This is a genomic window from Micromonospora mangrovicola, from assembly GCF_047200535.1.
Lineage (GTDB): Bacteria > Actinomycetota > Actinomycetes > Mycobacteriales > Micromonosporaceae > Micromonospora.
Genome location: NZ_JBJZOG010000021.1, coordinates 1 through 12,949, shown reverse-complemented (window position 1 = coordinate 12,949; position 12,949 = coordinate 1). Strand labels below are relative to the sequence as shown.

At 75.0% G+C, this 12,949-nt stretch carries 11 protein-coding genes; 2 read left to right on the top strand and 9 right to left on the bottom strand.

Going from position 1 to position 12,949, the window contains the following annotated elements:
* Window positions 1-2: 2 nt before the first annotated feature.
* The 5 genes from ACL02O_RS11320 to ACL02O_RS11300 form a co-directional block, all read right to left on the bottom strand.
* Window positions 3-1,691, bottom strand: coding sequence for an L-aspartate oxidase (locus ACL02O_RS11320; protein ID WP_412817966.1), 1,689 nt, complete (start codon window positions 1,689-1,691; stop codon window positions 3-5).
* 174 nt (window positions 1,692-1,865) lie between these two features.
* Window positions 1,866-2,756, bottom strand: coding sequence for a septum formation family protein (locus ACL02O_RS11315; RefSeq protein WP_412817965.1), 891 nt, complete (start codon window positions 2,754-2,756; stop codon window positions 1,866-1,868).
* Between the two features lie 94 nt (window positions 2,757-2,850).
* Window positions 2,851-3,279: an aspartate 1-decarboxylase gene (panD, locus tag ACL02O_RS11310; RefSeq protein ID WP_412817964.1), complete on the bottom strand. Its 429-nt coding sequence runs from the start codon at window positions 3,277-3,279 to the stop codon at window positions 2,851-2,853.
* 32 nt (window positions 3,280-3,311) lie between these two features.
* Window positions 3,312-4,160 (bottom strand): pantoate--beta-alanine ligase, encoded by an 849-nt coding sequence (gene panC, locus ACL02O_RS11305; protein ID WP_412817963.1) that lies wholly within the window; start codon window positions 4,158-4,160, stop codon window positions 3,312-3,314.
* Entirely contained in the window at window positions 4,157-5,134 is a 978-nt protein-coding gene (locus tag ACL02O_RS11300) for a Rossmann-like and DUF2520 domain-containing protein (protein ID WP_412817962.1), read from the bottom strand. Before ACL02O_RS11300 ends, panC begins: the two co-directional genes overlap by 4 nt.
* Window positions 5,135-5,338: 204 nt before the next feature.
* Between ACL02O_RS11300 and ACL02O_RS11295 the strand changes: the two genes are divergently transcribed.
* Window positions 5,339-6,379, top strand: coding sequence for an SAM-dependent methyltransferase (locus ACL02O_RS11295; RefSeq protein ID WP_412818031.1), 1,041 nt, complete (start codon window positions 5,339-5,341; stop codon window positions 6,377-6,379).
* Here the strand turns inward: ACL02O_RS11295 and ACL02O_RS11290 are convergent.
* Complete coding sequence (locus ACL02O_RS11290) at window positions 6,363-7,820, bottom strand: insulinase family protein (RefSeq protein ID WP_412817961.1); 1,458 nt, start codon at window positions 7,818-7,820, stop codon at window positions 6,363-6,365. The genes ACL02O_RS11295 and ACL02O_RS11290 overlap by 17 nt on opposite strands.
* Before the next feature lie 97 nt (window positions 7,821-7,917).
* Between ACL02O_RS11290 and ACL02O_RS11285 the strand changes: the two genes are divergently transcribed.
* Window positions 7,918-9,087 (top strand): NADH-quinone oxidoreductase subunit D, encoded by a 1,170-nt coding sequence (locus tag ACL02O_RS11285; protein ID WP_412817960.1) that lies wholly within the window; start codon window positions 7,918-7,920, stop codon window positions 9,085-9,087.
* Between the two features lie 31 nt (window positions 9,088-9,118).
* Here the strand turns inward: ACL02O_RS11285 and ACL02O_RS11280 are convergent, their stop codons facing one another.
* The 3 genes from ACL02O_RS11280 to ACL02O_RS11270 form a co-directional block, all read right to left on the bottom strand.
* Window positions 9,119-10,834 (bottom strand): hypothetical protein, encoded by a 1,716-nt coding sequence (locus ACL02O_RS11280; RefSeq protein ID WP_412817959.1) that lies wholly within the window; start codon window positions 10,832-10,834, stop codon window positions 9,119-9,121.
* 197 nt (window positions 10,835-11,031) lie between these two features.
* Window positions 11,032-12,036, bottom strand: a complete 1,005-nt coding sequence (locus ACL02O_RS11275) for a glycine betaine ABC transporter substrate-binding protein (protein ID WP_412817958.1) — start codon at window positions 12,034-12,036, stop codon at window positions 11,032-11,034.
* A gap of 165 nt (window positions 12,037-12,201) precedes the next feature.
* Complete coding sequence (locus tag ACL02O_RS11270; protein ID WP_412818030.1) at window positions 12,202-12,924, bottom strand: ABC transporter permease; 723 nt, start codon at window positions 12,922-12,924, stop codon at window positions 12,202-12,204.
* Window positions 12,925-12,949: the final 25 nt, after the last annotated feature.

The following is a 12,949-nucleotide window of genomic DNA, read 5'->3' as shown; positions in this document are numbered from 1 at the left end:
GGTCACCGCTGACCCTCCCACCGCTCGGCCAACCGATTCTCCGCCCCGATCGCGCCGACGAGGTGGCCCAGCCACCGGTCGTCGGCGACTGAGAAGTCCTCCCGCCAGTGGCAACCCCGGGTCTCCTGGCGGGCGTACGCGGCGGCGACCAGCGTCGACGCCACGGTGAGCAGGTTCGTCGCCTCCCAGTCGGCGGTCCGCGGAACGCCTCGGCCCTGCCCCAGCTCGGTCAGCATGCCGGCGGTGGCGGCCAGGGTCGGCGCCGAGCGGAGCACGCCCGCGCCCCGGGTCATCGCCCGCTGCAGGGTCGGGGTGCCCCCGGCCGGCACCAACCAGCCCTGGCCGCCGACCCAGGCGCCGGCCTCCGCCGGCCTGGCCTGCTCGGGCAGCCCGACGGCGATGTCCTCGGCGATCCGCCGGGAGAAGACCAGCCCCTCCAGCAGCGAGTTGCTGGCCAGCCGGTTCGCGCCGTGCACGCCGGTGCAGGCGACCTCGCCGCAGGCGTACAGGCCGGGGATGGAGGTGCGGCCGCGCAGGTCGGTACGGACGCCACCGGAGGCGTAGTGGGCGGCCGGGGCGACCGGGATCAGGTCGGCGGCCGGATCCACGCCGATGGCCAGACAGGAGGCGACGATGGTCGGGAACCGCGCGGCCAGGAAGTCGCCGCCGAGGTGCCGGGCGTCCAACCAGACGTGGTCCGCACCGGTGGCGAGCAGCACCCGGTGGATGGCCTTGGCCACCACGTCCCGGGGGGCCAGCTCAGCCAGCTCGTGCTGGCCGACCATGAACCGCTTGCCGTCGCCGTCGACCAGGTGGGCGCCCTCACCGCGCAGCGCCTCCGAGACCAACGGCTGCTGGGCCAGCCCGGCACCGCTGCCCCCCTCCGGCACGATCAGCGCCGTCGGGTGGAACTGGACGAACTCCACGTCGGTGACCGCCGCGCCGGCCCGCATGGCCAGCGCAACCCCGTCGCCGGTGGAGACCGCCGGGTTGGTGGTGGCCGCGAAGATCTGGCCCATGCCGCCGGTGGCCAGCACCACCGCCCGGGCCAGGATCGCCCCGACGCCGTCCTCGCTGCCCTCGCCGAGCACGTGCAGGGTGATACCGCAGGCCGGGCCGAGCCCGTCGGGGCCGTCGCCGGGGGCGCGCAGCAGGTCCAGCACCAGCGCGTGCTCGACCAGCCGGATCCACGGGTCGCGGTGGACCGCCGCGTGCAGCGCGCGCTGCACCTCGGCACCGGTCGCGTCGCCGCCGGCGTGCACGATCCGGTCGGCCCGGTGGCCGCCCTCCCGGGTCAGCATCAGGGAGCCGTCCGGGTTGCGGTCGAACTCCGCGCCGAGCCGCATCAGCTCACGCAGCCGGGTCGGCCCCTCCTCCACCAGCACCCGGACCGCCGCCGGGTCGCAGAGGCCCACCCCGGCCACCTCGGTGTCGTACGCGTGCGCGGCCGGCGTGTCGGACGGGTCGAGCACCGCGGCGATCCCGCCCTGGGCCCAGCGGGTGGAGCCCTCGTCCATGTCGACCTTGGTGACCACGGTGACGTGCAGCCCCGCCTCGCGCAGGTGCAGTGCCGCGGTGAGCCCGGCGACCCCGGAGCCGACGACGATCACGTCGGTGGTCTCCACCCAGCCGGGAGCGGGCGCGGCGAGCAGCCCGGGCAGGGCCGGCAGGTCGACGGTCGGAAGGTCCATGAGCACAGTCAACCCGAAGGCTCCTCATCCCGGGCGGCGGGGGCGGGACGAGTGGTTCGGGCTACCTCGTCCCGTCCGGTGGGTGCGGCCGCTGCCGTCGGGTGCTAGTGACTCACCCAGGGCCGGGCCGGCCGCGGCGGCGGCGGCGGTGCTGGCCGCGGCGGCGTTTGCGGACTACCTCGTCCGGACCGGCAGGCCGGCCGGGCCGGCACCCTCGAGCGAAGCGGTCACCGTACGGTCGGCCAGCCAGAGGTAGCAGCGGACGCCCCGGTCGCCGGCGGTCCACCGGCCGGCACCGGGCGGGCGAACCACCACCCCGCTGCGGAACCGCAGCATCGGGTCGTCCGGCACGCCGACGTACTTCGCCAGGACGGTGTTGCAGCCGGTGTAGAGCGGGGCCCATTCGGCGTCCTTCGTCGGGTACGGCCGGTCCGGCGCCGCCCACACCCCGACGAACTCGACGTCGTGCCCGGTGCGGCAGTCCACCGGGACCAGGGTCCGGGCCCGCGCGTCCCCGCCGGTGCGCTGGCAGCCCAGCCGCAGCGGGGACGGCCCCTTGAGCGCGTCCCGCAGGCTGCCCGTCCGGGCCACCGCCTGCGCCGCCGGCTCGACCGTGGTCAACTCGGTCAGGTCGCACCGGTACCAGCGGGAGCCGGCCGCCCAGCCGGGCCCGGTGGGCAGCGCCACGGCCAGGCGGAGCCGTCCGGCCCGCCAGTCGTCGCCCACGAAAGCGGTGGCGCGGGTGTCGCAGTCGGCGAACGCGGTGCGCAGCTCGGCGGAGCCGACAGCCGGCGGCGCGGCGCGGTCGACGGCGAAGGCACCGACGTGCACCGTCTCCACCCGGTGCGGCAGGTCGCAGCCCACCAGCTCGTACCCGGCCGGGCTGACCGTGGGGGTGAAGTCGGCGATCTGGCAGACCCCGGCCGCCGGGGTGAACGCGCCCGCGGCCGGCAGGGCCCGCCAGTCGTCGGTGAGATCCCCGTCCAGCCCGTCCATCGTGGCGCAGCCGGTCAGCACGGCCCCCGCGACGAACGCGGTGACCAGGCTCGTCATCGCACGGCGCATCGCGGCCTCCCCAGCCGACGACCGTCAGTCCGACGGTCCGCTCAGGGTAGCCGTAAATGACCTTCCGGTGACAGAGCGCGTTCGCCGGCCCGGATCAGTTCAGGGCGGCGGCGAGGGGGTTCGGGACCGGGTCGCCGGCGGTGCCGGGGGCGGCCGTGGTCGGGTCGGCGGTGAGGTCGACGGCCTTGTTGTCGGCGTCGACGTGCACCACCCGGGGCTGGTACGTCCGCGCCTCGGCGTCGTCCATCTGCCCGTACGAGATGAGAATGACCAGGTCGCCCGGGTGCACCAGGTGCGCGGCGGCGCCGTTGATGCCGATCACGCCGCTGCCCCGCCGCCCCGGGATCACGTACGTCTCCAGCCGCGCCCCGTTGGTGATGTCCACGATCGCCACCTGCTCGCCGGGAAGCAGGTCGGCCGCGTCGAGCAGGTCCTCGTCCACGGTCACCGAGCCGACGTAGTGCAGGTCGGCCTGGGTCACCGTGGCCCGGTGGATCTTCGACTTGAGCATGGTCCGGAGCATCGGGGTCCCTCTCAGCGGGTTGTGGTGGGTGGTCAGGAACGCGGGGCGAGCTGGATCGCCGCGTTGTCGATCAGGCGGGTGGTGCCGACCCAGGCCGCGATCAGCAGCCGGGCCGGGCCGGCGACCGGCCCCGGCTCCAGGTCGCCGTCGGTGAGCACCAGGTAGTCGAGACGGGCGCCGGGCGTGCCGGCGTCGAAGCCGCGGTGGGCGGCGGCCAGCACCGCGCCCGCGTCCGCGCCCTGCCCGGCGGCCTCCGCCCCGGCCCGCAACGCGGCGGACAGGCTCAGCGCCGCCTGGCGCTCCTCGGCGGACAGGTACCGGTTGCGGGACGACAGGGCCAGGCCGTCCGGTTCGCGGACGGTCGGCACGCCGACGACCTCCACCGGCACGTCCAGGTCGCGGGCCATCCGCCGCACCAGGGCCAGTTGCTGGTAGTCCTTCTCGCCGAAGAAGGCCAGGTCGGGGCGGGTGAGCTGGAGCAGCTTCAGGACCACGGTGAGCACCCCGTGGAAGAAGCCGGGCCGGCTCAACCCCTCCAGGTCCTCGCCGAGCGGGCCCGGGTTCACCCGGACCGTCGGCTGGCCGTCCGGGTACATGTCGGCCACCGCCGGGGCGAAGACCACGTCCGCGCCGGCCCGCCGGCAGATCTCCAGATCGGCGTCGAGGGTGCGCGGATACCGGTCGAAGTCCTCGTTCGGGCCGAACTGGAGCGGATTCACGAAGATCGTGACGATCACGTGATCCGCCTGCTCCCGGGCGGCCCGCAGCAGCGTCTCGTGCCCGGCGTGCAGCGCGCCCATGGTCATCACCACGCCGACGCGGCCGGTCAGGCCGTCCCGCGCCGCCGCCAGCTCCTTGCGCGTGTGCGCCAGCTCGGTCACGCAGCCACCTCCCGATGGATCCCACTCAGCACGTCCAGCAGCGACTCCGCGTCCGCCGGGCGCAGCCGGCCGGCCGCGATGGCCCGATCCGCGGTCCGTCTGGCCAACGCCAGGTAGGGGGGCACGGATTCCGGGGCGGTCGCCGCGAGCCGCTCCAGGTGCCGGCGTACGGTGCCCGCGTCGCCCCGGGAAACCGGGCCGGTGAGCGCGTCGTCGCCGAGCCGCAGGGCGTTCCCCAGAGCGGCCCGCAGCAGCGGGGCGAGCACCTTCTCCGGCCGGTCCACCCCGGCGTCGCGCAGCCGGTCGGCCGCCTCGTTGACCAGGGTCACCAGGTGGTTCGCGCCGTGCGCCAGGGCCGCATGGTAGAGCGGCCGGTCGCCCTCCGCCACCCACTCGGGCACCCCACCGAGGTCGGCGACCAGCCGGGCGGCGAACGGGCGCAGCTCGGCCGGGGCGGTCACCCCGTACGAGATGCCGGGGAGGCGGGTCAGGTCGTCCGGCGTACCGGTGAAGGTCATCGCCGGGTGCAGCGCGAGCGGCCGGGCGCCGGCGGCGGCGGCCGGGGCGAGGACGCCCAGCCCGTGCGCGCCGGAGGTGTGCGCGACGACCTGGCCGGGGCGCAGCGCGCCGGTCCCGGCGAGCCCGGCGACCACCCCGGCGAGGGCGTCGTCCGGTACCGCCACGATCAGCAGGTCGGTGGCGGCACGGGCGACGGCGGTCGCGGAACGGTTCGGGGTCTGCGGCAGCAGCAGCGCCAGCCGCGCCTTCGCGGTCCCGGAGGCGCCGGAGGCGGCGACCACCCGATGACCGGCGGTGGCGAGGGCCGCGCCGAGCACGGCGCCGACCCGGCCCGCGCCGATCACGCCGACGGTGAGGGTGCGGGGGAAGACGAGCGGGGCGCCCGACCGGGCGTCAGCCGGCGTCACGGCAGGCCCGGGCGGGGCGGCCGGACGCGGGCGCAGCGGTGCGCTCATGGCAGTCGATCCAGTCCTCGGAGGGGGTACCGGTCGATCGCAAGTATGCGCCGGGGTTACGGAACCGGGACAAGGATGTGTGAAAACCTTCACCGGCCGCGGCAGCGGGGTTTCCACGGTCACCCCCGGGTCGGTCCGGATCGCCGCCGCGGCCCGTACCGTCGGCGGGTGACCTGCATCGAGCGGCTGCCCTGGCGGGTGGCGATGGACCGGGCGCTCTACGGGCCCGACGGCTTCTTCGTCTCGGGCGCGGGACCGGCCGCCCACTTCCGCACCAGCGTGCACGCCTCCCCCGTGTTCTCCAGTTGCCTCGTGCGTCTCATCGGCTCCATCGACCGGTCACTCGACCATCCGCCTCGTCTCGACGTGGTGGACGTGGGTGCCGGCCGGGGGGAACTCCTGCGGTCCCTGTCGCTCGACGGCGGAGTTGCCGGGGAGCCCGCGCCCCCCGTCCCACCCCCACTCGCCGACCGGATACGCCTCACCGCCGTCGAGAAGGCGCCGCGCCCCGACGACCTGCCCCCCGAGATCCACTGGACCCACGAGATCCCTGCGGGGATCACCGGTCTGCTGGTGGCCACCGAGTGGCTGGACAACGTCCCGTTGGACCTGGCGGTGTGGGCCGACGACGGCTGGCGCTACCTGCTGGTGGACCCGACGACGGGCGAGGAGTCGGTGGGCGACGCGGTCGGCGCCGAGGACGCCGACTGGCTGGACCGCTGGTGGCCGGCTCCGGTGGACGACGCGACCGGGCCGGCCACCGCGGGGTCCCCCACCGGTGCGAGAGCCGAGATCGGCCGGACCCGCGACGAGGCCTGGGCCGGTGCCGTACGGCACATCGAGCGGGGACTTGCGGTGGCGGTGGACTACGGGCATCTGCGGGAGGTTCGGCCGATGGGCGGGACCTTGACCGGGTACCGGGGCGGGCGGCAGCTCGAACCGGTACCCGACGGGTCGTGCGATGTCACCGCGCACGTCGCCATGGACTCGGTCGCCGCCGCCGGCGAGCGGGTCGCCCGGTGCGCGTACGCCCTGGTCTCGCAGCGGGAGGCGCTACGGGCGCTCGGGGCCGACGGCGGCCGGCCACCGCTGAGCCTGGCCACCCGCGACCCGGCCGGTTACTTGCGCGCGCTGGCCACCGCGTCGACGGTGGCCGAACTGACCGACCCGGCCGGCCTCGGCGGGCACTGGTGGCTGCGGCAACCGGTCGCCCTCCCGCCGCTGCCCCTCAGTCCGCCGGAGTGAGCGCCGAGCGCGGATAGCGGAGCTCGGCCGGCACCGCTGCGTCGACCGCCCGCACCACGGCCTCCGCACCCCGGAACAGCACCGGGTCCACCGGTACGTGACAGCCGTGCCGGCCGAAGACGGTGCGCTCCGCGCCGTCCTCCTCGACACCGACCACTTCCGAGAACCGCACCAGGTGCACGTCCCCATCGGGATCACGCAGGGCGACCCCGTCGTCGGTCAGGATCAGCCGCAGCCCACGAGCGTCCCGCGTGATCAGCTTGGCCAGCAGCGGCGGTCGGAAGACCCGCCCGGTCGGCTCCTCCCGGGACCGCCGGCAACCCCCCTCGGCCAGCCCGGAAAGCTCCACCCGGACCTCGGGCGGGACCACCAGCTGGACGGTGTCCAGCGCCTCCCGGAGCCGGCGGCTGACGTCCTCCGGGGTCACCGTCGCGCGCTCGGCCAGCCGCTCCGCGCTCGGGGTGTACGGCAGGCCGAACAGCTCGGCCGCGGCCGCCTCCAGGAGTTCCGCCTCCACCGTCCGCGGATCGTCGTGGAGTTCCCGGGCCGCCGCGCACTCCTCGGCCAGCTCGGCCTCGGTGGGCCCCTCGTCGGCGAGCCGGCGCAGCTCCGCCCAGAGCAGCCGGGCGACCGCGCCCTCCTGCCCCTCGCGGGCGTCCACCGTGATCGAGTAGAGCCGCCGGTCGGCGTCGACCAGCGTGACGTCGCCACCCACGTCGTAGCTGAGCCCGTGCTGGTGGCGGGCCACCCGTTCCATCCGCTCCGCCAGCACTCCCATGCCCAGTCGCCAGGCCGCGTCCCGACGGCCGAGCAGGGACAGCCCCACCTCCGGCACGACGCCGTTGAACCAGATCGGCCCGGACGTCGGCAGCGGCACCGGTACCGGATGCGCCGCTCTCGGCCCCGGCGGCAGCGGCAGCCGCAGCCCCTGCGGGGGCGGACCGGTCAGGATCAGCACGGCGTTGCCGGCGACGAAGAAGCGGGCCGCGTGCCCGGACACCATCTCCGGCGCGATCCGGTCGAAGCCCGGCCCGACCAGCGGCGCCAGACCTGGCCCCTGCGCACCGAAGCGCTGGTGCAGCAGCCCTTCCACGCTGGGATGGGCGCAATGCCCACCCTCCGCGGCGAGCACCCCGGCCTCCTTGCCGATCCGGTCGAGCGGCAGGGCGGCCAGCGCCCGGCAGACGCCGTCCAGGAAGTCCACGATCTGCTCCGGCCGACCGGTCGCGGTGAAGGCGGTGAGTTCGAGATCGACCGCCGCATTCCGCTCGTGGTGCACCCGGGGCAGGGTCCCCATCGCCAGGTGCTCCACCAGGTGCGTCACGCCGATGCTGCGGAACGTCTCGTCCCGGGCGCCGCAGCCGAACACGAGAGCGGCGCTCAGCGGCGCGGGCCCGGCGGCCCACAGCACGGGCACCCCGTCGATCTCCGTACGTTCCACGTCCAAGGATGGTAGGGGCCGGCACAGCGGCCGAGTACCGGCCGACCGGCCGAACCCGGTCGCTCCCGCACCTGCCCCGGCCCACCGTCATGGCACGATGACGGACATGACCACGGACGCCGGCGACCTCCGCGAACTGACCGTCGGCACCGGGGCCGGCGGCGAGCAGCTCGGCACCGACATGGTGCTGAACATCGGGCCGCAGCACCCGTCCACGCACGGCGTGCTGCGGCTGCGGCTGGTGCTCGACGGCGAGCGGGTGATCGCCGCCGAGCCGATCGTCGGCTACATGCACCGGGGCGCGGAGAAGCTCTTCGAGGTACGCGACTACCGGCAGATCATCGTGCTCGCCAACCGGCACGACTGGCTCTCCGCCTTCTCCAACGAGTTGGGCGTGGTGCTCGCGGTGGAACGGCTGATGGGCATGGAGGTGCCCGAGCGCGCGGTCTGGCTGCGGATGGCGCTCGCCGAACTGAACCGGGTGCTCAACCATCTGATGTTCCTCGGCTCGTACCCGCTGGAGATCGGCGCGATCACCCCGGTCTTCTACGCCTTCCGGGAGCGGGAGACCATCCAGGCGGTGATGGAGGAGGTCTCCGGCGGCCGGATCCACTACATGTTCAACCGGGTCGGCGGGTTGAAGGAGGAAGTTCCGGCCGGCTGGACCGGGCGGGCGCGGGCGGCCATCGGCGAGGTACGCCGGCGGATGCCCGACCTGGACAACCTGATCCGCCGCAACGAGATCTTCCTGGCCCGTACCGTCGGGATCGGGGTGCTGTCGGCCGCGGACGCCGCCGCGTTCGGCGCCTCCGGGCCGGTCGCCCGGGCCTCCGGGCTGGACCTGGACCTGCGCCGGGACGAGCCCTACCTGGCGTACGACCAGCTCGACGTGCCGGTGGTGACCCGGACCGCCGGGGACTGCCACGCCCGCTTCGAGGTGCTGCTCGACCAGGTGTACGCCTCGCTCGACCTCGCCGAGCAGTGCCTGGACCGGGTGGACCGGCTCACCGGGCCGGTGAACACCCGGCTGCCCAAGGTGGTCAAGGCGCCCGAGGGGCACACCTACGCGTGGACCGAGAACCCGCTCGGGATCAACGGCTACTACCTGGTGTCCCGGGGCGAGAAGACCCCGTGGCGACTCAAGCTCCGCACCGCCTCGTACGCGAACGTGCAGGCGCTGGCCACGCTGCTGCCAGGCTGCCTGGTGCCGGACCTGATCGCCATCCTCGGCTCGATGTTCTTCGTGGTCGGCGACATCGACAAGTGAGCTGTCCGCCGGCGCTCCCGGACGAGCCGGGTCAGCGCCAGCGGTCGGCTGAGCCGGCGCCGCCGGCCCGCGGCACGTCGTCGCGCGGCGGGTAGCCGTACCGCTCGTCGCCGTACCGGACCGGCTCGGGATCGACCTGACGCCACTCGGGCTGGCCGCTGCGCTGCGTCGGGGGACGCCACTCGCCCGGTACGGGCACCCCGCCGGCCGGCAGCGCGGGGCGGCCCTCCTCCGCCCAGTCGCCGGGCCCACCGGCACCGTGGACGCCACCCTGCTCGCCGCGCGGCGCACGGACCGACGCCCAGCGGTCCTCCACCCGGTACTCGGTGCCACCGCCGTCGGCGTGCACCGCCGAGCGCCGCTCCCCGAGCCGGATCTCCCGGCCGTGCTCGTCGTCCCGCAACGCGGCCCACCGGTTGCCGGAACGCAGCTCGGACCAGTAGGCGCTGTCCTCGTCGTCGGGGTCACCGGCCGACCCGGAGGACTCCGCCGGGGCCCAGGCCCGGGCGTACGCCGACGCCCAGCCACCCGCATCCTGCCCGGCCCGGCCGGGCTCGTCCCGCTCCGCCGACCGGGAGCGGTCGTCGCCTGGTTCGTCCCAGGGCCGACCGTCCGCCGGCCCGGCCGGCGACGACCAGGATTGCTGCTCACCCGGCTCGGCCGACCAGCCGCGGTCGCCGCCCGAGGCGCCGACCTCTCCGGTGCCGGCCCACGAGTGGTCGCGGGCCGCGGCGCCGGACGGCCGGAACCGGTCCCCGTCCTGACCGGTCCGGCCCCACTCCTCACGCGCCCCGCCCTGGCCGGCCCAGGGCCGGTCGTCGCCCTGGCCGGCCCACGAACGGTCGTCCCAGGCGTCACCCTGGCCGGCCCGGGAACGGTCCGCTCCCGACCAGCCGCGGTCGTCGTCGGCGCCCCGGTAGCCGGACCAGGAGCGCTCCTCCGGCTCAGCGCCGCCATGACCGCGCTCGTCCGGGGACCGCCGGCCGGCGTATCCGCCGTATCGGTTGCCCGTCCCCGCGTCGGCGCTGCCATCCATGATGGTGTGCCGGGTGGTGACGTGCACGGTCTCGGTGTGGTGCACCACCCCGACCTGACGGGGGGCCGGTTCCGGTCGGGCCTCGGGCTCCGACGTGCGTGGGGCGCCATAGACGCCGGCCAGCGGCCGGTCGGCGCCACCCGCTCGCGCGGCGCCGTAGCGGGTGCCGGGCTGCGAGCGGCGGGCGGACCTCTCCTCACCGCGCCGCTCACCGGCCGGCTGCCCCCAGCTCGACCCGCCCTGGTCGGACCGGTCGTAGCGGTCGTCGTGCGGCTCCGGGGCGGCCACCCGGGCGCGGGCGGCGGACGGCTCCTCGGCGGGCGCACCACTGAGACCCGCGGCGGCGGCCGCCGCGTCGAGGCGGCGGCGCAGCGCACCGACCTGCTCCCGGGTCTGCTGGGCCTGGTCGAGCGCCTGGTTGCCGCGTTGCGCGGCGGCCACAATCTCGCTCCGCAGCTCCCGGCGGAGCTGCTCGATCTGGTCCTGCAGCTGTTCCACGCCGGCCGTCCCGCCGCTGTCCGCGCGCAACGCGACGCTCAGGCCGATCAGCACCACGGCGAGGATCGCCAGCACGGCGCCGAAGCGCAGTGCACCGTTTCCGTCGGCGACGAGCAGGATCAGGGCAGCCAGCGGTGCCAGCGCGACACCGATCCAGAACAGGACGGTCAGCAGCGGGGCGCGCTTCTCGGTGGGGGAGACCGGGGCGGGCATGGCGGGCAGACTACCGAGAGATCCCCCGCGAGGGAACGGGTCGAGGTCATCGATGTAAACAGCGGTGACCAGGGTTTCCGGTCACCGCTGCGGGAGCCGGGCACCGGTGGTCCGCTGCGGACCGCCGGGTGACCGACGACCGTTCCGGGTCGTGGCACGGCGTCCGACGCGCCACGACCCGAAACGGTCTCAGCAGGTCAGCTGCCGGCGAGCGCCGCGTCGGAGGAGAAGACCAGGCCGACGCTGGCCGCACCGGTCTTCAACGCGTTCTTGGTCTGCGGACCGCCCGCGTCCAGCGAGCTGAACGAGCCGGCCTTGAAGTCGTAGACCTGGACGAGGCCCGCCTGGCACTTGGGGCGCTGCGGGCACTCCGGCGGACCGGCCAGCACGGTGGCCTGGCCGGAGCACTTGCTGGCCAGGTCGGAGAGCGTGGCCACCTGGTACTTGTCGGCGAAGGCCTTGGTGACCGCGAAGGCGTTCTGGTCCTGCGCCTCGGCGGGCTGGCCGAAGGTGATGCCGGCCTTCTGCCCCTCGGCCTTCAACGCCTCGACGGTCTTGTCCAGGTCCGGCGAGGAGACCGGCTGGGCGTCCTTGCCGTTGGCCTTGGTGTTGAGGAACTCGGCCATGGTGGCCGCGTACTCCGGGACGACCTGGATCTCGCCCTTCTCCAGGGCCGGCTCGTAGAGCTCGCGGTTGCCGATGGTCTGCACCTTGACCTGGTAGCCGGCGGCGGTGAGCGAGATCTTGTAGAGCTCCGCGATGATCTGGCTCTCGCTGAAGTTGCCGGCACCGACGGTGATCTGGCCGCCCGGCCCCTTCTCGACGCCCTCCGTGACACCGTTCGCGTCGGCGAACTCCTTCGCCGCGACCTGCGGGGTCTTGCGGTCGATGTCGACCGAGCGGTTCAGCTCGATCAGCTTGGGAGTGTCCAGCTTCGCGGAGACCTTGTCCAGCGCGGCTACGAGCTGCGGCGTGGCCGCCTTGGCGTTGATCGCCGGGATGACGTTGTCGGTGTTCTGGAGCTTCTTGTCGTCAGTGAGCACGACCAGCTTGTCGCCGGCGACCGGGGCGCAGCCGGCACCCGAGGCGCCCTGCTGCGGGGCGTCGGTGCCGGATGAGCCGGCGTCGCCGCAACCGGTGAGGAGCCCCGCCGCGGCGAGGGCACCGAGCGCGCCGACGGCCAGCCGTGAACGTGCAAGCATCAGTTGCCCGCCTTCCGTGTCCCGGCGCGGCCCATGTCGGGCCGGCCGCGTGTCCGACGGGCGATCCGGTCGGCCGCCCGCGAGTCCAGCCAATATCCTCCACGCCCGACCGACAAACTCTGAGCGACTTTGTCACCGGATCGTCACCCGGTGCCGCCGTACGGGTCAGCCGCCCGCCGTGGCGTCCGCCGCGCGCCGGTTCGCCGGCCGCCGTGCCCGGCGCAGCGGACGCGGCGTGATCACCCGCTCCACCAGCGCCAACACCCCCTCGACCAGCAGCGCCAGCCCGGCCACCAGCACGCCGCCGGCGATGATCTGCCCGCCGCCGGCCGCGATGTCCAGCCCGAAGCCGGCCCGGATGATCTGCCCGAGCCCGCCGCCGTTGACGAACGAGGCGAGCGCCGCGGTGGCGACCACCTGCACCGCGGCGGTCCGGAATCCGGCCGCCAGGTACGGCACCGCGAGCGGCAGCTCCACCCGGCGCAGCAGCTGCCCGCCGGAGAGCCCCATCCCGCGCGCCGCGTCCCGCGCCTCCGCGTCCGCCTGCCGCACCCCGGTGTACGCATTGGCCAGCAGCGGCGGAACCGCGAACACCGCGAGCGCGACCACCACCGCCGGCCGGCCGAAGCCGAGGAAAGTCAGCGGCAGGATGGTGAGCAGCGCCAGGGTCGGGACCGCCAGCGTCACGTTGGAGACCAGCAGCACCGCACCGCCGCCCCGACCGCTGTGCCCGAGCCACAGCCCGATCGGCCAGGCCACCAGGCAGCCGAGCAGCACGGCCAGCGCGGAGATGGTCAGGTGCTCGCCGAGCCGGTCCAGGATGCCGCCCGGGTTCGTCCAGTTCAGCGGGTCGTTCAGCCAGACCACGGCGTCCCCGATGTGGTTCACCGTGCCGACCTTCCGTTCGCGACTG